The sequence below is a fragment of the Saccharibacillus endophyticus genome (assembly GCF_013185185.1).
GTDB lineage: Bacteria > Bacillota > Bacilli > Paenibacillales > Paenibacillaceae > Saccharibacillus > Saccharibacillus endophyticus.
This window is the reverse complement of sequence record NZ_JAAZWE010000004.1, coordinates 215,399-235,795: the sequence shown is the minus strand read 5'-3', so window position 1 is coordinate 235,795 and position 20,397 is coordinate 215,399. Positions and strand designations below refer to the sequence as shown.

The 20,397-nt window shown below is 53.6% G+C and carries 18 protein-coding genes; 14 read left to right on the top strand and 4 right to left on the bottom strand.

What is annotated here, in order from left to right:
- Window positions 1-99: 99 nt before the first annotated feature.
- The 11 genes from HRQ63_RS15750 (at window position 100) to HRQ63_RS15700 (ending at window position 10,360) form a co-directional block, all read left to right on the top strand.
- Window positions 100-1,017, top strand: a complete 918-nt coding sequence (locus tag HRQ63_RS15750; RefSeq protein WP_172245431.1) for a polyprenyl synthetase family protein — start codon at window positions 100-102, stop codon at window positions 1,015-1,017.
- 242 nt (window positions 1,018-1,259) lie between these two features.
- A complete protein-coding gene (gene comX, locus HRQ63_RS15745) occupies window positions 1,260-1,445 on the top strand; it encodes a competence pheromone ComX (protein ID WP_172245430.1) in 186 nt (61 codons plus the stop codon).
- Between the two features lie 115 nt (window positions 1,446-1,560).
- Complete coding sequence (locus tag HRQ63_RS15740) at window positions 1,561-3,801, top strand: ATP-binding protein (RefSeq protein ID WP_172245429.1); 2,241 nt, start codon at window positions 1,561-1,563, stop codon at window positions 3,799-3,801.
- On the top strand, window positions 3,798-4,454 hold the full coding sequence (locus tag HRQ63_RS15735) for a response regulator transcription factor (protein WP_037285098.1): 657 nt from the start codon (window positions 3,798-3,800) through the stop codon (window positions 4,452-4,454). The genes HRQ63_RS15740 and HRQ63_RS15735 overlap by 4 nt, the downstream gene beginning before the upstream one ends.
- 362 nt (window positions 4,455-4,816) lie before the next feature.
- Entirely contained in the window at window positions 4,817-5,713 is an 897-nt protein-coding gene (locus HRQ63_RS15730) for an ABC transporter ATP-binding protein (protein ID WP_229714223.1), read from the top strand.
- Complete coding sequence (locus tag HRQ63_RS15725) at window positions 5,710-7,005, top strand: ABC transporter permease (protein WP_172245427.1); 1,296 nt, start codon at window positions 5,710-5,712, stop codon at window positions 7,003-7,005. Before HRQ63_RS15730 ends, HRQ63_RS15725 begins: the two co-directional genes overlap by 4 nt.
- Window positions 7,006-7,060: 55 nt before the next feature.
- Window positions 7,061-7,252, top strand: coding sequence for a DUF4177 domain-containing protein (locus HRQ63_RS15720; protein ID WP_037285092.1), 192 nt, complete (start codon window positions 7,061-7,063; stop codon window positions 7,250-7,252).
- A 183-nt stretch (window positions 7,253-7,435) separates the two neighbouring features.
- Window positions 7,436-8,413: an ABC transporter ATP-binding protein gene (locus tag HRQ63_RS15715; protein WP_172245426.1), complete on the top strand. Its 978-nt coding sequence runs from the start codon at window positions 7,436-7,438 to the stop codon at window positions 8,411-8,413.
- Window positions 8,410-9,126, top strand: a complete 717-nt coding sequence (locus HRQ63_RS15710) for an ABC transporter permease (RefSeq protein WP_172245424.1) — start codon at window positions 8,410-8,412, stop codon at window positions 9,124-9,126. Before HRQ63_RS15715 ends, HRQ63_RS15710 begins: the two co-directional genes overlap by 4 nt.
- Complete coding sequence (locus tag HRQ63_RS15705) at window positions 9,127-9,867, top strand: ABC transporter permease (RefSeq protein WP_172245422.1); 741 nt, start codon at window positions 9,127-9,129, stop codon at window positions 9,865-9,867. It begins immediately after the preceding gene.
- 136 nt (window positions 9,868-10,003) lie between these two features.
- Window positions 10,004-10,360 carry a hypothetical protein gene (locus tag HRQ63_RS15700; protein WP_172245420.1) on the top strand — a complete coding sequence of 119 codons (357 nt, stop codon included), beginning with the start codon at window positions 10,004-10,006 and terminating at the stop codon, window positions 10,358-10,360.
- A 274-nt stretch (window positions 10,361-10,634) separates the two neighbouring features.
- Here HRQ63_RS15700 and HRQ63_RS15695 read toward each other — a convergent pair whose 3' ends face one another.
- The gene (locus HRQ63_RS15695; RefSeq protein ID WP_172245418.1) at window positions 10,635-11,591 is read right to left on the bottom strand and encodes an L-lactate dehydrogenase; all 957 of its coding nucleotides are present in this window, start codon (window positions 11,589-11,591) and stop codon (window positions 10,635-10,637) included.
- Window positions 11,592-11,957: 366 nt separating this feature from the next.
- On the opposite strand from HRQ63_RS15695, the gene HRQ63_RS15690 reads away from it, so the two are divergent.
- Window positions 11,958-12,956, top strand: coding sequence for an NADP-dependent oxidoreductase (locus HRQ63_RS15690; RefSeq protein ID WP_172245416.1), 999 nt, complete (start codon window positions 11,958-11,960; stop codon window positions 12,954-12,956).
- 329 nt (window positions 12,957-13,285) lie between these two features.
- Window positions 13,286-14,455 (top strand): right-handed parallel beta-helix repeat-containing protein, encoded by a 1,170-nt coding sequence (locus HRQ63_RS15685; protein WP_172245414.1) that lies wholly within the window; start codon window positions 13,286-13,288, stop codon window positions 14,453-14,455.
- A 342-nt stretch (window positions 14,456-14,797) separates the two neighbouring features.
- Here HRQ63_RS15685 and nagZ read toward each other — a convergent pair whose 3' ends face one another.
- Window positions 14,798-16,414, bottom strand: coding sequence for a beta-N-acetylhexosaminidase (nagZ, locus tag HRQ63_RS15680; RefSeq protein ID WP_172245412.1), 1,617 nt, complete (start codon window positions 16,412-16,414; stop codon window positions 14,798-14,800).
- Between the two features lie 185 nt (window positions 16,415-16,599).
- Window positions 16,600-17,871, bottom strand: coding sequence for a LacI family DNA-binding transcriptional regulator (locus tag HRQ63_RS25960; protein ID WP_229714222.1), 1,272 nt, complete (start codon window positions 17,869-17,871; stop codon window positions 16,600-16,602).
- 96 nt (window positions 17,872-17,967) lie between these two features.
- Between HRQ63_RS25960 and HRQ63_RS15665 the strand changes: the two genes are divergently transcribed.
- Window positions 17,968-19,407, top strand: coding sequence for a glycoside hydrolase family 1 protein (locus tag HRQ63_RS15665; protein WP_172245410.1), 1,440 nt, complete (start codon window positions 17,968-17,970; stop codon window positions 19,405-19,407).
- 380 nt (window positions 19,408-19,787) lie between these two features.
- Here HRQ63_RS15665 and HRQ63_RS15660 read toward each other — a convergent pair whose 3' ends face one another.
- A complete protein-coding gene (locus HRQ63_RS15660) occupies window positions 19,788-20,324 on the bottom strand; it encodes a CcdC family protein (RefSeq protein WP_172245408.1) in 537 nt (178 codons plus the stop codon).
- Window positions 20,325-20,397 lie beyond the last annotated feature (73 nt).

Here is a 20,397-nt window from a genome sequence, read left to right as displayed (position 1 = left end):
TTGGCGTTTCGCTGTTGGAATAAAGAGGGTTTGAAAGTAGAATAGGGGATAGGAATAAATCTAACCCTAATCAGTATCGGATAAGGAGAGAAACCCACGTTGAATTGGAATGAAGCGATTAAGCAAACTTTGATGCAAGGGATCGAACAAGGATTCAATCAGGACGAGCTTCGGGAAATGGCAGCGGAATGCGCGGCGTACAAGTTGTCGGAAAAAGCGCTTTTCGGCAATCTCACCGTTCTCCACTATCGGATGTACGGCGGAGAAGGCGACGGGATTTTGCAAGCGGCTGCTGCCGTCGAAGCCTTGGTGCTGTCTTTGGACATGATCGATGATCTGCAAGACGGAGATAATGAATCGGCTCCGTGGAGCAAATTCCGAAGCGATCTTGCCTTGAATATCGCGCTCGGATTTTCGTTTTTGGCTCAGCAGATGCTGCTGCAAGCCCCTTTCCCGTCCGAACGCAAATATGAAGCGGCCGCGCTGCTGAATGCTCAATTACTTACGACCGTTAACGGACAAATGACGGACCTGCTGAATGCCGTCTATACCGAAGAACAATATATGGAGATGATTTCGGGTAAATCCGCTTCCTTGCTCGTCATGGCCGTTCAACTCGGCACTTTGCTCGGCTGCGGGCAAACCAAGATCGAAAGCGCGGAATTCGCGCTTCAGCTCGGCATAGCCGCCCAGATCAAGAACGATATTCTGGACATTACGAATCATGAAGGCAAAAACGACTTTTGGAACCGCAAGCGCACGCTGCCCGTTTTGATGCTGCTGAATTATCTGGAGGGCGAAAATCATTGGGCAACGGAGTATTTCGAAGGAAAATTAAGCTACGACGAAGTCAAAACCAAGGCAACCGAGTTCGAGGAGGTGCTTGAACAATCGGGTGCGCTCGCCTATGCTTCGGTAAGAATGCGACTGGCTTATTATCGGTGCCTGGACGTGATCGAATCGCTGCCCGCCCAATCGGAATTCAAGCGGATATTGGACCAAACCATTCGCTTGTGAATCCTGTTTTCGCGTGTCGGCAGACCGCTTTGCGTTCCCGCAAAAACACCGCAAAAACAATTGCGGGAATTGTCGCGGCTGTTGTCGTTTCCCGAACTTCCCGGCGCTGGTATAGTGAAGTCAAGCCAAACGCCGGAACCACTATCCAGAATCTTCTCGCTTCCGATCGCCGGTTACGCTGACAGCTCCAGGCAGACGAACTGCCGGCTGTATCTATCCCAATTCACGGAGGTTGATCGGAAATGTTGAAAGAAGCGATAGCGATGCTTATGCAAAATAAGAATGCTCGGGCCGAATTCCAATCGGGACAACTGCAGTTTGCGGGACTTGGAGCGATGGAGCAAAGGGCGTTGAAAGAAGTGTTTCAAGAAGGTAAAAATGACAAGGTTTTAAAAAAGACCAGCCTAGCGGCTTGGGGAGTCGTATAGATTTCTGTAAGAAATGGAGGATTCCATGTTAAGAAGATGGAAGTGGCCGATTGCCGTACTTATATACATAATTGTTGTGTTTCAATATTTTTATACTGTTGCGTCAAATCCAAACATGTTTGTTGAAGTGCTTCGCGAGCCGGATGGTTCCTATCGTGTAACATCGATCGTGGCAGGCGGATGGGGAGAGAAATACCTCGAAGTCGGTAATCGAATCATAGCGGTCAACGGCCAAGATCCTGCAAAAGACTATATCGTTGGGCGTTACGGCGAGCTTGAAAGGGTAAAATCGCTCGATATCGTGAACGCTCAAGGCGAAAGCCGCCATTATGAATTGGAGCCGCCCCCGTTATCGGAGACGCTTCAATTCATCGGCGTGCCCTTGGCGGCTTCGTTTTTATTTTTGATTTTCGTGGCCGTACTGTGGAGATCCGGACGCTCGGACCCGTCCTCTTTTGTGCTGGCGCTCTTTTTCCTGTTTACGGGAGCGGCTTATATCGGCGGGTATACGACCCATAAACTCGAACCTGTCGGCACTTTGTTATTCCGTTTTCTGTTTTTGATGGTTCCTGTCGTCTTTATCCATTTCATGAATATGTATTTGAAAAGATTCAACGAATTCTTATTATCTTCTAAATGGATGATTTTCTTTTATGCTTGCCTAAGTTTTGAACTTGCCTTACTTTGTATTCGATCATTTGTTAAGCTTGAATTTTTGGATTGGGCTACGCCGCTGTTCACGCTGTTTTTTGCGATTCCGAACGTCATTGCCGTCATTCAACTGATACGAAAATACAGAAAACATCGAAAAGGCGACTTGAACTCCTTGTTCAAGCTGACCTTAATCACGCATATTCTGGCTTTTTCGCCGTTTATCGTTTTATACAGCCTCCCCCTGTTAATCGGATCTCCGATCATTTCCGTCGGAACCGCAACAGCCTTTTTATTGGTGCTGCCGCTCGCCTACATGTACATGCTGATGACGCGCCGCATTTTCGACGTGAATTTCGTATTGAACCGATTTTTCTATCATGCTTCGGTGGCCGTATTGCCTTCGGCGATCATGGCGCTGCTCGGCATGTGGATCGTTCGAAGCGAAGGGCCGAGCGGAATCGGCATCACGAGGATGTTCCTGATTTTTTACCTGGTGCTGGTCATCTTATTGTTCGTTAAAGAAGCGCTGGACCGCAAACTTCGGCAAGGGAAAGGCGGAACGAGCCTAGACGGGAATTTCGAGCGGTTTTCCCACAATGTCGCGCGCGTGATGAAGCGGGCGGATCTGGAACGGGCGCTCGAACAAGAGATCAAGGAAAGCATTCGCATACCCGCGCTGCAATTTTTCGATTGGGATACTTCGGTCAACGAAGTGCCGGTCGAAAAGATGGCAGCCGCGGAGCGACGGGAGATGGCCGAAGCGCTCCGTCGCAAAAACGAGCAGCTCGTTCCCGGTTCGCTGACGATGCTTTCGCGCGGCGCCTGCCTGGTAATCGGCCGCCGCGGAGACCAAGCCTATCTGCTCTGGCTGGACGACAAAGCGGATCATACCCGATACAACCCCGACGAACGCAATCGACTGGTCACGCTCGCCAATTATAGCGCGATCGTGTTCGAGAATCTGTATCTGGTCGAAGGGCTGATCGACAGTCTGGAAGCGGAAATGGAAAAGCACGGCGAAACGCCGGGCTGGGTGCTGCGCCTGATCTTCAACCTGTCGGAGAACGAACGAAGACGGCTGGCTTCCGACCTGCATGATTCGGCGCTTCAGGACCAGATCATTTGGCTGCGCCGTTTGGAGACCGCGATCGTGGATTACGAGATGAGCGGCTTGCTGAAAGCCGAGCTGGATCGGATCAAAGAAGGGCTGCTGGACGTTATTCATCAGATTCGCGAGACCTGCAACGAGCTTCGTCCGCCGCTGCTCATGGAAATGGGGCTGGAACAGTCGCTTGAACAGCTATTCACCGAAGCCCAGATGAGAGCCGATTATATCGTCGATTTCCAGGCCAACAATATCGGCGGTGTGCTCGACGACGAGCAGACGCTGGCCATTTACCGCATTACCCAGGAATTGCTGCGCAACGCGGACAAGCACGCCGATGCTTCGAACGTGGAGATCTCCATGTTCGCCGACGAAGAAGCTTTTTATTACCGTTATCGGGACGACGGGGTAGGCATGAACGAAGCGGACGCGGCCGACTCGTTCAGCCATATGGGGCTTGCCGGCATGAAAGAAAGAGTCCGAAGCTTCGAAGGAACGTTCGAGTGGCATTCCCGACCGGGAGCCGGCATGGAAACCGAGATTATTATTCCGCTTAAGCCAAGTACTGATTTCTCATATAAGGAGGCCGTTCAATGATTAAAATTTTGCTGGTCGACGACCACCCTTCCGTAGGGGAAGGAACCAAGCTGCTGTTGGAGCAAGACCCGGAAGTTCGCGTGACCTCGCTGTCTTTGCCTATGGAAGCGTTGGAGCTGCTGCAAACGGAAGAATTCGATATTTTGCTGTTCGATTTGAATATGCCGGGCATCAGCGGACTGGAGTTGACCAAGCGAGTCGTAACCGCGCAGCCTGACAGCCGCGTGCTGATCTATACCGGCTATGACATCAGTCCGCACTTTAACGTGCTGATCGATTCCGGCGTGTCGGGTTTCGTCAGCAAGACGGCCAGCCGGGAGCAGCTGCTTACGGCGATCCGCTGCGTGATGCGCGACGAGGCGGTTATTCCGGTGCAGCTGCTCCGCCAGCTTCGACGCAGCGATATTCGCGTATCGACGCGGGAAGACAACACGCTGGAAACCGTCTCGATCAACGAGCGCGAGCAGGAGATTTTGCAGGAAGTCGCCAGCGGGCGAAGCAACAAAGACATTGCCGCCAAGCTGCTGATGAGCCAGCGCACGGTCGAATACAGCCTGACCCGCGTGTTCGAAAAGCTCGGCGTGCGTTCGCGTTCCGAAGCGATCGCCGAAGCGAGACGAATCGGATTATTGTCGGAGAATACGATTTTTTGAGAAGCTACTGGCCCGTCTCTTTGCGAGACGGGTTTTTCGTGCTGTTTTGAAACGCGGTCCATACCGAACATCAAAGCTTTGCGGCCCGCAAAACGGAGAACGACAATTTGCGGGAATTACGGAACGCGTTGTCGTTTTCCGAGCGCATATCGGCTGGTATAGTGAAATCAAGCCAAGAGGCGCCGTACTTTGCAAGCAAGGCAGACACCGCGAATCGGGCAGTTCAATGATGGCAAGACAGACAAGCGGCAGTTTCGAATCAAGGCGAAACGAGCGGGAATCTTCCGCCGCCGCTTATGAAAAGGACGTTTCCCGAATCGACAGGTCGTCGATCAAGTTATTATTCGGAAGGAGCGATTAAATTGACACTTTCAATCAATCAATTGGGCAAGCAGTACGGAGGCAAGTACGTCGTGGACAACGTGACGCTGGAGGTCAAAGCCGGCGAAGCGTTCGGGCTTCTCGGCGGCAACGGCGCGGGCAAAACGACGACGATCCGTTCGGTGCTCGGATTGCTGGAATATGACCGGGGCGACGTGCTCTGGAACGGCAAGCCGTTTCTGGAAAATCGGCCGAGCGTCGGTTATCTGCCGGAAGAGCGGGGACTGTATCCGAAAGAAACGGTGAGCGAACAGCTTACATATTTGGCCCGTCTCGAAGGCATGAAAAAAGGCGACGCGCAGAAAGCGCTCAAAACGTGGCTGGAACGTCTCGGCATCGAAGAACACGAACATAAGCGGGTCGAACAGCTGTCCAAAGGCAATCAGCAGAAGGTGCAGATTATTTCTTCGCTGATCCACGATCCGGACCTGGTCATCCTGGATGAACCGTTCAGCGGACTTGATCCGGTTAACGCGGATATGCTGGCTTCGGTCGTCAAAGATCAGATCGCGCTCGGCAAAGCCGTCGTATTTTGCAGCCATCAGATGATGCAAGTCGAGCAGTTCTGCGAGAATATCTGCATCATGAAAAAAGGCCGAATGAGACTCAACGGCAAATTGTCCGAAATCAAAAGCTCGTACGGACGCAATAATCTGGTTCTGCGCAGCGAAGCGGACCTGACTCCTTTCCTGGAAGGAAAAGGATGGGGAAATATTCGCCGCGACGCGCAAGAATGGACGATCCGGGTGCCGGGCGAAGCGCAAGCGCACCAATTGATGCGGGAGCTTGGACAAGCAGGCGTGCCCATGCTCAAATTTGAACTCAAAGAACCCTCGCTGCATGAAATCTTTATCGAAAAGGTGGGAGAAGCGGTATGAAACCATTCGGAATCGTATTCGGCTATTCGTTTAAAGGACGCGTTCGCTCCAAATCGTTCACTTGGATGACTGTTCTGATGGTCGCGGTCATCGCCGCCGTCGTCTTGGCTTCCAGATTTCTCGGCGGTCAGGCGCTGACGGAAGGCACGGTCGCGGTCGTTAATAATTCGTCTCTTCCGGTCGAAGCCGGCGAGCTGACTTCCGGCGTATCGCCGATTTACGAATGGAAAATGGTACAGAACAGCGAATTGGCGTCTCAACGGCAGTTACTGCAAAACGAAGACTTGGCGGCGGTCGTCGTGATCGAGCGCGGCGCGGACGCTGCGGCGGCTCCGCAAATCCTTCTCTCGGTCAATAGAAAGGATGACGTAGCCTTTGCTCCGAACCTGTCTGCTTACGTGGAACGACTGAACGTGAACGACCGCGTGGAATCGCTGGGGCTGACGACGCAGCAGGCCGCGGCGCTGACCGCGCAGCCGGCCTTCGAACTCAACGAATTGAACGCGGGAGCCAAGTCCATGACCGAGACTTATATGCCGGTCTACGCGCTGATGGTCGTGATGTTCTTCATGATCTACCTGTTCGCCGGCACGGTCGCGACTTCGGTTTCCGTGGAAAAAGGATCGCGCATTCAGGAAATTCTGATTACCAAAGTCAGCCCGGTCCAACTGCTGGCAGGCAAGGTGTTGGGCGTAGGCTTGGCCGGGATGCTGCAATTTGCGATTATTTTCGGCTCGGGCGCTCTGTTGGTGACCCTCTTCGGAGCCGAAGAAAGCTTGTCGCTGGCAGGACTTTCATTCGACTTGTCGGTTTTCGACGGACAAATGTTGGCTGTGGCGGCCGCGATATTCGTACTCGGTTACTTCTTCTACGCGACGCTGTTTGCCGCAGCCGGTTCGATCGTCAGCCGCAGCGAGGAGCTGAGTCAGGCGATGATGCCGATCTCGCTGTTGCTGTTCGTCGGATTCATCATCGCGATGCTTTCGCTCGGCAATCCGAACGGAACGATGGCGGTCGTCTCTTCTTACATTCCGTTCCTGACGCCTATGGTCATGCTGGCTCGAGTCGGCGCAGGCGAATTGGCACTGTTGGAGATTTTGCTGCCGATCCTGGTTCTCGCCGTTTCCACGCTCATCGTAGGACTTCTGTCGGCTAAAATTTATCGCGGCGGCGTGCTGCTGTACGGACAGAAGCCGTCGATCGGCACGATGCTGAAAATGTTAGGCGTAAAAAACAAATCTCCTCGTCCTCAAACTCAAGTCGGAGTCGGCCAAACGAACGACGCCGTGTAATCCCTTTTACTAAAGGCGCCATAATTTTACGAATCATGAAAAGGAGAGATCAACGATGTACGAATACGATATTGTTCAAATCGAAATGGGAGCTTTTAAAGGCAAGCCGAAGCAGGATCATCACGAAATCATTCATGCGCATGCTCAAGAAGGCTGGCGCCTGGTGCAGCTGTTCGCTCCGCCGGCTATGGGTTACGGAACCGCGACGTTCATGGAGCTGTACTTCGAACGCGAAATCAAGCGCTGAATACGCAATGCCGTAAATTCAGTTTGAAAAATGCCTGATTATAAAAAGCCGACATTCACTGATGGAACGAATGTCGGCTTTTTGCCGATTTTTTAAACCAAATTTAAACTTCAGGTCATCCTCCCTTTAACCTTGCGTCTTTATCATAAGAACCAACGATAAGAAAACGAGAGGTGAGGGACAATGACAGACATGATGATCGAGACCCGGAACTTGACGAAAAAATACAAAGGCACCCCCGCTGTGGACGCGCTTAACCTGGCGATCCCGCGAGGCGAGATTTACGGCTTCCTCGGACCGAACGGAGCGGGCAAGACGACGACGATCCGCATGCTGCTGGGACTGATCAAGCCGGATAGCGGCGTGGTGCAGATCTTCGGCCAGGATTTGAAAAGAGAGCGGATCAAGATTCTGCGCCGCGTCGGTTCGCTGGTCGAATACCCGTCGTATTACGGCCATCTGAACGCAGTGGAGAATTTGGAAACGATCCGCCGCATTTTAAATGTACCGAAAAGCCGGATCGACGAAGTGCTGCATACCGTTGGCCTGACCAAAGACGCCAAACGCTCCGTCAAAGGCTACTCGCTCGGCATGAAGCAGCGGCTCGGCATCGCGTCGGCGCTGCTGGGCAGTCCGGAACTGCTGATTCTGGACGAGCCGACGAACGGCCTCGATCCTTCGGGCATTTTGGAAATTCGCGAGCTGATCAAAAAAATGCCGCAGCAGCAGGGCATTACCGTGCTCGTCTCCAGCCACCTGCTGAGCGAAGTCGAACAGATGGCCAGCAGCGTCGGCATCGTGAACCAGGGGAAAATGGTCTTCCAGGACAGCATTCCGAATTTGCAGCGCAAAGCCGGCAGCGAAATCCATATCGCGCTGTCCGATCCGGACGCCGCGATGATCACCGCGCGCGAACAAGGCTGTTTCCCGCGGCTGGATCAAGGTCATCTGGTGTTCAAAGGCATCGATAACGGTCAGATCGCCCGTCTAGTCGCGGCGCTGGTGGATGCCCGCCACAGCATTTACCGGGTGGAAGAACGCCGCAAATCGTTGGAAGACCTGTTCCTGACCATGACGTCGGGTGCGTCGAATGCCAATTCCGAACGCCATGAAGCCAGTGCGCTGAGAGCGGCAGGACTGCGGAAGGAGGCTGCGCAATGATCGGCAAACTTCTTGTAACGGATCTGCTCAAGATGCGCCGAACGGGAATCTGGTGGGTGGTGCTGGTCGGTTCGGTCGGATTGACGGCGATGCAGGCGCTTAACTTCGGTCTGCGTTATGACTACTTGGTAAATGACGCTTATGCGAGCGATCCATGGGGCGGCTTGATCGAATCGACCGGACTGTTCGTGCCGATCGCGATCTATCTGGCGATGACGCTGCTGATGTCGATGATCGCGAATATCGAGAATCGGCAGAACTCCTGGAAGCAGACGCTGGCACTCCCGGTGCGTCGTTCCCAGGTGTTCGCGTCCAAGTTTCTGAGCTGCCTGATCCAACTGCTTGCGGCTTGCGTGCTTCTGACGGTCTCGACTTTGATTTTGGGCCTTGTACTGAAGCTGCCCGGTCCGATTCCGTATATGGAACTGGCGACGTTCGGCTTTTATCCGATGCTGGCTTCTCTGCCGATGTTGGGCGTGATGCTGTGGCTGACGTTAACGGTACGCAATCAGGCGATTCCGATCGCGCTGGGCATCGCGGCTTCGCTGACCTCGGTATTCGGGGCTTCCATGCCGGAGCTGCTTCCATTGTCCTGGCCGGCATTAGCGCTCCACGGCGAGCAAGCGATGCGATTCGTCGGACTCGGCATCGGCGTATTCGCCGTCTTGTATCTGCTGGGCTCCCTGCACTTTTCCAGAAAGGACGTGGCGTAAATGGGAACATGGATTGCTGCTTTGCGCAGCGAACGAATCAAACTTGGACGCTCTCAAATCATGCTGCTGGCCGTCATTGATCCGGTATTATGCGCAGTGATCGGGCTGCTTGCCAACGTCGGTAACGGAGAAGGCGCATGGGCCGGGTTGCTGCTGGCGATGATGGTGCTGCACGCAATGTTGTTCCTGCCGATCATGACGGGGATTTTCTCGGCTTATGTATGTCGGTACGAGCATGCGGGCGGCGGATGGAAACAGATCTTGTCGCTTCCCGTTTCGCGCAGCGCATTATATTTTTCCAAGCTGCTGGTCGTCATGGGAACGCTCGCGCTGAACCAACTGCTGTTTTTCGTTTCGGTGCTCGGCGTGGGCGCGCTCAAAGGATTTGATCTCGCCTTGATTCCGTGGGGAGAATTCGGCATCAAGCTGCTCGGAGGATTTATCGCTTGCCTGCCGCTGGCTGCGCTGCAATTGTTCGTGTCCACCATGTGGAGCAGCTTCGCCGCGCCGCTGGTGTTGAATGTCATATTCACTATCCCGAACATCCTGATCGCCAATTCGGCGACTTACGGTCCGTACTATCCGTGGGCGCAGCCGATGCTGGTGATGATGCAGGCGGGAGGGCAATACGATTTCGGCGCGTTCGGGCTGCCTATAGAGACGCTGCTGATTACCGTAGGCGGTAGCTTCGTGTTGTTCCTAGCGGCGGGGTTAACTTATTTCAACCGAAAACCGGTGTAAACACAGCGCGGAAAAAGCTCGCGACGGAAATTTTTTAAAAAAGCTTGCTTCCGGCTATTAACGAATGTCCCGGTTTCGACGTTGATAAATATAGGAAAAGGAATTTCGGGCTTTACCATATAAGGAGGCAACGATCATGTTTCGAAAAAAAATGCTCGGCGCTGCCCTGGTCGCCGCTATCGCGATTTCGGGAGTAGCCGGGGCCGGCCAAACTTATGCCGAAGCGGCGGATCCGGTTGATGCGGTAGCTGAAACCGCGGTGGTCGCACTGGCACACGAAGGAGCAGCGGGGGAGTACGCCGCGGCGGAGTATGTATCGATCCGAACAGGCGATCAAGCTCCGGCTATGCTGGATATGGGGATCGAAGGTTCTCCGGCCGCGTCGATGACGGACGGAAAACGGTTTTCCGTGTTTTGCATTTCAATGGTGGCTTCGTTGGCGGTGATGTTAGGGGTGTTTGGGTTGATGGTGCGGCGGAAGCGCAATTCGTGAGGGGGTGTGCGGGGCGGCTGCGGGAGAAATTGCCAGCGTATGCTTCCGAAGTGCATTTCTTCGAAATGCTTCAAAACGCTGTTTCACCCGGAAAGGTTGATTGAAATTTTAAAGAAATCTTTCCGGGTTCAAAGGCGTTTTGAGCTGAATTTCTCCCTCCGCCTGGCGTCGCAGCGCACATCAAGTTTTTTAGGGATAAAGGGAAAGGCCCGGAAGGAGTGTCTTCCGGGCCTTTTTTGTGCGAAAAAGAAATTCAATTCAGACAGACATTCGTTCAAGAAAGCATGGCAATGCTGTTCAGGCCGGTGCGGATCATGTCGCAGGAGCGTTGGAAAGATACTTTTTCGTCGTCGCTCAAGTTGAATTCGATCAGTTCTTCGATGCCGCCGTCGCCGATGATGGCGGGGACGCCGACGCAGACGTCGGATTGGCCGTATTCGCCGTCCAGGATCGCGGAGACGGCGATGATGCGGTGGTCGTCGTTCAGGATGGAGCGGGTGATGTAAGCGATGGCGCTGCCGATGCCGAATTGGGTGGAGCCTTTGCGGGTGAAGATTTCCCAGCCTGCGTCTTTGGTTTTGCGCGCGATATCGTTCAGGTCGAGATCCGGGAAGCGAAGCTTGTGTTCTTCGATGATATGCAGAATCGGTTTGCCGCCGATGGTGACGTGCGACCAGGCGACGAATTGGGATTCGCCGTGTTCGCCCATCGCGTAGCCGTGGACGCTGCGCGGGTCGACTTGGAAAACGTCGGCGAGCAGCGTTTTGAGACGGGCGGAATCGATGGATGTGCCCGTGCCGATGACCCGATGGCGCGGCAAGCCGGACACTTGGGCGGTAATCTGCGTTACGACGTCGACCGGATTCGAGGCCACCACGAAGATGCCGTCGAAACCGCTCGCCATGACGGCAGTGACGACTTCGCGTGTGATGGAAGCGGCGTCGGCGATAATGTCCATACGCGTCTGACCGGCTTTGACGTTCGCGCCCGCCGTGAGCACCACGATATCCGCATCGCCGCAATCGGCATAGATTCCGGCACGTACGCGGGTACGCGTCGAAGTAAAGTCTGCACAGTGCGACAGGTCGAGCGCTTGCGCCAGTGCATGTTCATGGTTGCGGCTGATGATGACGATTTCGTCGCAGATGGATTGGTTGATCATGGCGTAGGCGCAGCTTGATCCGACCAGACCCGATCCGATAATGGCGACTTTGCGATTTTTTCTCCCCATATTCGCACTCCCTAGTTATTAATATTTTATATTGAAAATGATCGAATGAAAGATTTAAGTGTTCACTTGTTTACATGAAAGGATTTCAAAAGAACTCAATGCTTTCATTTTAACGGAAAAGAAGAGGGTTGTCAGCCACAAAATGCACGAATATGTTACGATACATGACATCTTGAACGGAAAAGTTGGCGAATCAAATCGGAATGGAAGAAAAGAGGACGGGAGAACGGGAAAATGACCAAAATGGGCGATCGGCTTCATAAGGGGTAAACTATAAAGGTGGCCTTGATGCGACTTCGATTGGAGTTCTTTGAATTCTTTCAACAGAAGAAGCGCTGGGCGAATTTTGACGGAGGTGAATGAATAATGACACAGAAGAAACGATTCGTGCTCGCTAGTCGTCCCGAAGGCATGCCTACCCAGGATAACTTTGAACTGAAGACGGAAGAGCTGGAAGCGCCGCAGGACGGCGAGATTTCGGTAGAGACGTTGTACCTGTCGGTAGACCCGTACATGCGCGGCCGAATGAATGATGCCAAGTCGTATTCCAAGCCTTACGAGATCGGAGGCACGCTGGGCGGGGGCTCGATCGGTCGGGTCATCGAAAGCCGCCATGCTTCCCGCAAAGTCGGCGATATCGTGCTGGGCGGCTGGGGATGGCAGACTCATGCGACGGTAAGCGGCGACCAGGTCGCTCCGGTCGATCCGGATCTGGCTCCGATCCAGACGGCTCTCGGCGTGCTTGGCATGACCGGATTAACCGCTTATTTCGGCTTGCTGGATATCGGGCAACCGAAAGCGGGCGAGACGGTCGTCGTATCCGGTGCTGGCGGCGCGGTCGGCATGATCGTCGGCCAGATCGCCAAGATCAAAGGCGCTCGCGTGGTCGGCATCTCGGGATCGGAGGAGAAGAACCGCTATCTGTCGGAAGAGCTTGGCTTTGACGCCGTCGTGAATTATAAAACGGAGTCGCTTGGCGAAGCTTTGGCGGCTGCCTGCCCGGACGGCGTGGACGTATACTTCGACAACGTAGGCGGCGAAGTGACGGATGCGGTGTTCGAACTGCTGAACTCGAATGCGCGGATTCCGTTGTGCGGCCAGATCTCTTTGTATAATGTAGCGAAAAAAGAGCCGGGACCGCGTTTCCTGCCCCAATTGCTTACGCGTACGGCGCTCGTGAAGGGCTTCTTGGTCGGCCAATATCAGGATCGGTACAGCGAAGCCATTCCGGAAATGGCCGGTTGGTTGAAAGAAGGCAAGTTGAAATACCGGGAAAATATCATTGAAGGATTCGAGCGAACGCCCGAAGCTTTCCTGGGCCTGTTCAGCGGCGATAACTTGGGCAAGCAGCTGGTCAAAGCGTAAGAACAACAAGTCGAATAGAGTGCTTCAAAAAGGCGATGATCGGGATTTTTCCCGGTCATCGCCTTTCTTTTACATAAAAAAGCCCACCATCCGGATCTCGCTAAGCGAATCATGAAAATTCAAAAAATAAGAATAGAGACCTTGAAGAAAAATGCTAAAGACCTAAAAAGCAAGATCGGAATAACTAGAAAAAATATGGATTTAAATGGATTTAAATAGTAATTTATTCGCATATAATTAGTCTTTTTGAATCAAAAGAATAAATAATTGTAAACTTAGATCCAATTAGTGGGAATAAATGGTATACCAAAAAATGGAGGATGAACATCATGAAAAAACATCAATGGCTCCTCGGTACAGCAGCTTTATCCCTAATCGTAGGCGGGTCGTTTGCATCCGGTGCGCCTGCTTATGCGGCAGGCCAGCCGCCGGCCGTCTACAGGACCGACGCCGGGATCGGCGCTTCTTCTACCGCTTCGGCAGCGGCCTTGTCGGTTACGGATTTCGGGGCGGTCGCCAATGACGGGAAAGATGACCATTCGGCTTTTGCCGCAGCCGCCAAGGCAGCCAAGCAACAAAACAAGGCCTTGCATGTCCCTGCGGGTACATTTCATCTTAGCAAAATATTGACGATCGACAGTATCCGAATGGAGGGAGCCGGCAAGGCCGCAACAGTATTGGTTTCGACGGATCCGCAGAAGGGTTCGATCGACTTGAAAGGCAGCGGCGTTTCCCTTCGCAACCTGAAGCATGTTTACGAAACGACGGTTCCCCGCGGCAACGGAGCGCATGAAAAAAACAGCATTACGGTACGCGGAGCCGGCAATTTCGTGATCGACAACGTATCCGTCAACAAGTCCAGCACGGCGGGGATCATGGTCGCATACGGATCGAATAACGGAATCATCTCCAATAACACGGTGGCGAACACCGGCGCGGACGGCATTCATATAACGACGGAAAGCCATCATATTACGGTTGAAAATAATACGGTTACGGCAGCGGGAGACGACGGTATCGCTGTAGTGAGTTATAAGACCAGTCCTGTGCCGGTGAGAGCGGTGACGATTCGCGATAATGAGGTAGGCGGCTTATCCAAAGCGCGCGGGATCTCGGTCGTGGGCGGCGAGAACGTAACCATTGAAAATAACAGCGTGAAAAATACGATGATGGCCGGAATTTATATCGCGACGGAAGGGTCGTATAACACGATGAACGTCGACGGCGTAAAAGTGGTCAAAAATACGGTGAACCATACCGGCATCAAAGAACCCGAAAAGCATCCGAACGTACTGGTCTATGCCGGCCAGGGCACGATCAGTAATATTGAATTTAGCGAAAACACGATCACGAACGGAGCCCACAGAGGCATCGGGGTCTGGGGAGGCGGCGTCGTCCGCAACGTGAAATTCGAGCGGAACACGCTTATGAACACGAACGGAGCGAAGACGACGTTCAAGAACGGGAATATCGAACTCGTCGACAATGTCGGGTTTTAAATAGTTTGACCTGAAAAAGCCTCCGGCGTCTGCCGGAGGCTTTGGTATGGCTTCGAAAGTGACTTCGGCAGGGAAGCCAGAAAGCTCCAAGAGAAATTCGTTCCGGTCGCGTGTTGAAATCGGGAAAAGGATTAAATTTAAAGTGTAATTTTCCCGATTTCAAAGGCGAACGCTAAGCATATGCTCTCGAAGTGGCTTTCTCCGAAAGCCTTCACCTACACTGAATTTTTCTCTCCGTTTTCTGGCTTCCAGCTACGTTATGCTTTCTAGGCATCCTTACCTACGGCTTACGCCAGAGGCTATTTCATGTTCAGGAGTGGGTAGGCGGCTTATAGCAAAGCCTTAATTATTCAGCAGATATTTCTGCTTAAGAGCGACGATTCTGGCTACGCTTTCGTCGATACGTTTCTCGGAGATTTTACCTTCCGCAACGGCTTGCTTGACGGCTTCGATTGCCGCGATGGCGTTATCGGCGCGGTGGGCAACAAGCAGGATGTCGCTTCCGGCTTGAACGGAATGGACGGAGGCTTCGCCCAGGCCGTAATTTTCTGCGATGGCGCCCATGGTCATGTCGTCGGTCATGACTACGCCGTCAAAGCCGAGGCGGCTGCGCAAGAGATCGGTAATGACGGCTTTGGACAGGGATGACGGATACTCGCTGTCGAGCTTCGGAAGGAGAATGTGGGCGATCATCACGACGTCTGCGCCTTCGGCGATCGCCTTTTTAAAAGGAATCAACTCCAGCTTGTCCAGTTCGTCCAGACTTTTGTTCACGACCGGAAGCGCGATATGCGAATCGACGGAGGTGTCGCCGTGGCCGGGGAAATGTTTGACTACAGGGATAACGTTCTTCGACTCAAGGCCCTGCATGACCGCGATTCCGAGCTTGGAGACCAGAGCGGCGCTACTGCCGAACGAGCGGTCGCCGATTACGGGATTATCCGGGTTGCTGTTCACGTCAAGCACGGGCGCATAGTCGAGGTTGAAGCCCTGGGAGAGCAACTGATCGCCCAGCAGTTCGCCGATAGAGCGTGCATAGGCTGCGTCGTTTTCCTTGCCTACTTTTCCTGCCGTCGGCACTTTCGCTACGCCTTTTAACCGCGCTACGCGTCCGCCTTCCTGATCGACGCTGATAAACAAGGGAAGTTCCTTTTCCCGATTGGCGGCTTTGATCTCATTCACAAAAGACTTCGTTTGCGCCGCCGAGTCGATATTGTCCGCATAAAGGATTACGCCGCCTACGCCGTGGTCATGAAGCAGCGTGCGGTCTTCTTCGCGTAGCGAAGTGCCCTCTACGCCCGCGACGATCATCTGGCCGATTTTCTCGTCCAACGTCATGTTGTCGAGCAATGCGGTCACCTCTTCGGAAGGTTTCAAAGCGGAATCGTCGGATGCTGCTTGCGCCGAGTCGTCCGAGGGACTATCCGCCGTATCGGCGGGGTGTTCGGGCTTTGCCGGAACGGCGACATCGGGGGCATCCGCCGCAGCGTTTTTCGCCGGGCCGAGCAATGAAATATGGTCGAGCACCGGATTTCCGGCAGTTTCCGTTTCATTCCCGGAACCGCTCCACGGCTTCGGGAAGATCCATCTTAGCGTGTATCCGCCAGGCAAGTCATACCCCAAAATAATTTGATCGACGGCGTCGTCGCTGTACGTCGTCACGCGATCCGCATCGCCGAGTTCGGCGAGAAGATCCAAATAATGAATCTTTTGCAGCGCCGGATCGTCGGAACGCAGATCGATCGCGATATCGTCGCGATAACCGAATGTCGCGAAGTTTGCCGGATATTCCGCAAATACCATTCCGCCGTTTTCCGAGGTCTGTTCAGGGGTCCGCCACTTCGCGACGACTTCGTTTTGGGTTGTTTCTCCGACGATGAAGCCCGAGGTCTCGACCTGGCCTTCCCGGGCCAAAGAAACGATGGCAGCGATCTGATCTTTTACTGAATCGGCGTTCATGTTTTGAGTCTCGTTGTTTGAATAAGCGGAAGAACTTACGGTATTTGTGGTTGCGGGCCGATCCCTGAGCAGCAAAAAGGCAAGACCGATCAGGATCAGAACCAGTAATATAGCGGATGTTACTTTTAATGCAGAGGTGGTGCTGGGCCTCAAATGAATCGGCTCCTTTCTTGAGTGTCATGCGTTCAAGTCGTTTCGCGTACGGCGAGGCTGAAACCTAGCGGTTTCAGAGGGATTTGCTGACCGAGCAGGTTGGGAGACAGCAAAGCAAAAGCGTTATAAGCTTGATCGCGAATCGGGTTCTGAACGCTGGTCAAGCCCAGCGTGCCTGCGATCTGCATATTGTCGAAGCTGACGATCCGAAGCTTGGCCGGAACATCCCAGCCCATTCGTCGAGCTTCGCTCAGAATGCCTGCGGCGACATAGTCATTGGCGCAGACGACGGCTTGGGGCAGTTCATCAGAATCTCTTGCTTGCGCTTGAGACTCCGTGTCGTCCGATCCGAACTGCGTCGATGCCTCGCCGAAGGGATGCTCGCGCTCGAACGGACGCACAGGCCCCTCGTTATCGGGGTCGGCACAGGCGCGTCCGCGAGAGCGCTCCGGTTTCGACGCTGCTTCTTCTTCCGTCCATTCCAAGCGAGGACGGGAAGCGCGATCGTCGGTAGAGCGTGGATTCGAAGCTTGCGCATACGTTTCCAGCACGCCGGGCTCGCCCGCTGCCGCTTCGCGTCTGGCATGCGCATCCGTCAGACGCTGCGAAGGCGCGCCGAGCAGGCGGCGGACGACTTCTTGACCGTCCTCGAGGTGATAGACGGCATTGAAGTACCAATCCTGCCGAATCGGAAGGCCGCTTGCGGTCATTTTATCCTCGTAGGCCTGAATTCGACGCAGCGTATTCAGGCTGCTCGGGCGGCCGAACGCATTGGCAATCTTCGTTACGCCGCGCGCAAGCAGATGCTCGATCGCCAGCGCGTAACCGTCATATTGGTCCATGGCCACGGAAGGAATATCCGGTCGATCCATTCGCTGCCACGACACGATCGGGCCGTATTTGCCGTACGAGCTGACGACGGACAGTTCGTTGACGCAGGTAATGATAAGCAGTCCGTCGACCCTTTTTTGCTTCAGATCTTCAAACGCTTGCAGCTCCCGGTCGCGATCCGAGTCCGAGGTATAGATGATCGTTTGGAAACCGTGTTCCGCCGCGACTTCGACGAAGCTGGTCATGAAAGGAAGGATGACTTCGGTAATGCCTGCCGTAATCATGCCGATTTGAAGCGTTTTGCCTTTGGAAAGAGATACGGCGTTGCGGTTCGGCACGTAGTCCATTTCCCGGATGACCTGCAGAATTTTTTCCCTCGTCCCGGGGCTGACATGGCGGGATTTGTTCAATACGCGCGAGACCGTCGCCTTGGAAAAGCCGGAAAGTTTCGCGATTTGTTCAAGATTGGACATAACGTCTCTCCTTACGCTTGACGTGGAACGCGTTTCACGATTTATGCTAACGGTAAGCACTTTACTTCCATTCTAACACACAGGAGTGAATCGATAATGACTACACGGTTTCCGGAAAACTTTTTGTGGGGCGGCGCGGTAGCGGCGAACCAGCTCGAAGGCGGATACAACGCGGACGGCAAAGGCCTCTCGATCCAGGACGTTACGCCGAAAGGCGGCATCGGCCAAGGCGGGCACGACACCGATCCTCTGATCACGCAGGATCCGACCGACGATAACATGAAGCTGATCGGCATCGATTTCTATAACCGTTACAAAGAAGACGTGAAGCTGTTTGCCGAAATGGGCTTCAAAGTCTTCCGTACTTCGATCGCATGGTCGCGCATCTTCCCGAAAGGCGACGAAGCCGAGCCGAACGAAGCAGGCCTGAAATTCTACGACGACCTGTTCGACGAGTGCCGCAAATACGGCATCGAGCCGCTCGTTACCATTTCCCACTACGAAACGCCGCTGCACCTGTCCCGCGAGTATGACGGCTGGGTTAACCGGAAAATGGTCGACTTCTACGTCAACTATGCCACGACGGTATTCAAGCGTTATAAAGACAAAGTCAAATACTGGCTGACGTTCAACGAGATCAACTCGATCCTGGAAGCGCCGTTCATGAGCGGCGGTATCTCCACGCCTAAGAAAGAACTGAGCAAACAAGACCTGTACCAAGCGATCCACCACGAGCTGGTTGCGAGCGCGAAGACGGTCAAGATCGGTCACGAGATCAACCCTGACTTCCAAATCGGCTGCATGGTTCTGAGCATGCCGATCTACCCAATGACGCCTAACCCGGACGACGTGATCCAAGCGATGGAATCGGATCACAAAAACATGGCGTTTGCCGACATTCACGTACGAGGCGTTTACCCGGGTTACATGAAGCGTTACCTGCGCGAGAACGACATCACGATCAAATTCGAAGAAGGCGACGAAGAAGTCCTGAAGCACACCGTCGACTTCGTTTCGTTCAGCTACTACATGAGCATCTGCGAAACGGCCGACCCTGCCATGAAAGCAAGAGGCGAAGGCAACCTGCTCGGCGGCGTGCCGAACCCTCATCTTCAAGCAAGCGAGTGGGGCTGGCAGATCGACCCGAAAGGCCTGCGTTACGTCTTGAACTACTTCTGGGATCGTTACCAAAAACCGTTGTTCATCGTGGAAAACGGCCTGGGCGCGGTCGACGAGCTGATCACGAACGACAAAGGCGAGAAGACGGTCGAAGACGACTACCGCATCAACTACCTGAACGATCACCTCGTGCAAGTGGGCGAAGCGATCGAAGACGGCGTGGACGTAATGGGCTACACGACTTGGGGCTGCATCGACCTGGTCAGCGCATCGACGGCACAACTGAAAAAACGCTACGGCTTCATCTACGTCGACCGTCACGACGACGGCAGCGGCACGCTTGAGCGTTACAAGAAAAAATCGTTCAACTGGTACAAAGAAGTCATCGCGACGAACGGCAAAAGTTTGAAGCGTTAAGCTGAATTTGCAGTGAATGATTGTTGGACTGAGCTTTTGAAAAAACGAGGAACGGGGCCGAAAGGCTTTGCCGTTCCTCGTTTTTTTATAGAAAAAAAGGAAAGCTGCGGATAGTCCCGGTAGCGAATCAAATGCAAACGCACGGTTCGTCACGATTGAACAGCTTAACGCTTCTTGCCTATAAAAAGTCGCCAACCAAAAAGACGAAACCCGAAGGTTCCGTCTTTAATCTTTATTGATTTTTCTTCTGAACCCCACTTAAACGAGAGGACGCAGCGGAGGGGAAAATTCAGTGAATGGCGCCTTTGAACGCGGAAAGCTGTAAGCTTTCTGCGTGAGACAGCGCCTTGAACGAATTTTTCCCGAAGCGTCTCCTACCTTCAGACGCCTGCCGTCCCCGCGTTTGTCCCCCGCGTCATCCGCTTAAACCGCAGCAGCATATTGAGCCTCCAATGCAGGATCATGCCGAACGCGAGGATAAAGAACACGCCGCCGGTCTGCGGGAGCGTCACGAACTGCTCGACGTAGCCGTGCAGCGCCAGACGGATCACGATCAGCACGACGAGGATGAGCAGAAAAGCTTTGGACCTTTTGACGAACAGATCGCTGCCGACCTGCTCGAACTTCGTTCCGAGTATGAGCGGATAAGCGAACAGGAACCAACCCACCAAAAACGCCGTCAACGCGCCCAACCACGGAATCTGGATATCGCGAATGACGAACATGAAAAATCCGGTAGCCATCCCGACCGGCGGCATCATGATCTTGCGAACCGTGAGCGGACGTTTGCTGGCTTTCATCCGCATGAAAAGCGCCATGAACGCCATTCCCGCGAAGAACAAGGTGAACAGCACGCTGAGCAGGATCGGATTCAAGGAAAAGAATTTGTCGAATATCGAATTGATCCAATCGATCATCTATGGGCCTCTTCTCTGTAAAAGAATGAAATGCGCCGGGGCGCGTCTTTTTCAGTATACCATAAGGCATCGG

What these genes read in the sequence shown, in the direction of transcription:
- nagZ (WP_172245412.1), bottom strand. Translation starts at nt 16,414, where the DNA reads ATGAACGCCGATTCAGTAAAAGATCAGATCGCTGCCATCGTTTCTTTG.
- HRQ63_RS15715 (WP_172245426.1), top strand. Translation starts at nt 7,436, where the DNA reads ATGACAGACATGATGATCGAGACCCGGAACTTGACGAAAAAATACAAA.
- HRQ63_RS15685 (WP_172245414.1), top strand. Translation starts at nt 13,286, where the DNA reads ATGAAAAAACATCAATGGCTCCTCGGTACAGCAGCTTTATCCCTAATC.
- HRQ63_RS15660 (WP_172245408.1), bottom strand. Translation starts at nt 20,324, where the DNA reads ATGATCGATTGGATCAATTCGATATTCGACAAATTCTTTTCCTTGAAT.
- HRQ63_RS15690 (WP_172245416.1), top strand. Translation starts at nt 11,958, where the DNA reads ATGACACAGAAGAAACGATTCGTGCTCGCTAGTCGTCCCGAAGGCATG.
- HRQ63_RS15725 (WP_172245427.1), top strand. Translation starts at nt 5,710, where the DNA reads ATGAAACCATTCGGAATCGTATTCGGCTATTCGTTTAAAGGACGCGTT.
- HRQ63_RS15735 (WP_037285098.1), top strand. Translation starts at nt 3,798, where the DNA reads ATGATTAAAATTTTGCTGGTCGACGACCACCCTTCCGTAGGGGAAGGA.
- HRQ63_RS15710 (WP_172245424.1), top strand. Translation starts at nt 8,410, where the DNA reads ATGATCGGCAAACTTCTTGTAACGGATCTGCTCAAGATGCGCCGAACG.
- HRQ63_RS15705 (WP_172245422.1), top strand. Translation starts at nt 9,127, where the DNA reads ATGGGAACATGGATTGCTGCTTTGCGCAGCGAACGAATCAAACTTGGA.
- comX (WP_172245430.1), top strand. Translation starts at nt 1,260, where the DNA reads ATGTTGAAAGAAGCGATAGCGATGCTTATGCAAAATAAGAATGCTCGG.
- HRQ63_RS15695 (WP_172245418.1), bottom strand. Translation starts at nt 11,591, where the DNA reads ATGGGGAGAAAAAATCGCAAAGTCGCCATTATCGGATCGGGTCTGGTC.
- HRQ63_RS15700 (WP_172245420.1), top strand. Translation starts at nt 10,004, where the DNA reads ATGTTTCGAAAAAAAATGCTCGGCGCTGCCCTGGTCGCCGCTATCGCG.
- HRQ63_RS15740 (WP_172245429.1), top strand. Translation starts at nt 1,561, where the DNA reads ATGTTTGTTGAAGTGCTTCGCGAGCCGGATGGTTCCTATCGTGTAACA.
- HRQ63_RS15665 (WP_172245410.1), top strand. Translation starts at nt 17,968, where the DNA reads ATGACTACACGGTTTCCGGAAAACTTTTTGTGGGGCGGCGCGGTAGCG.
- HRQ63_RS25960 (WP_229714222.1), bottom strand. Translation starts at nt 17,871, where the DNA reads ATGTCCAATCTTGAACAAATCGCGAAACTTTCCGGCTTTTCCAAGGCG.
- HRQ63_RS15720 (WP_037285092.1), top strand. Translation starts at nt 7,061, where the DNA reads ATGTACGAATACGATATTGTTCAAATCGAAATGGGAGCTTTTAAAGGC.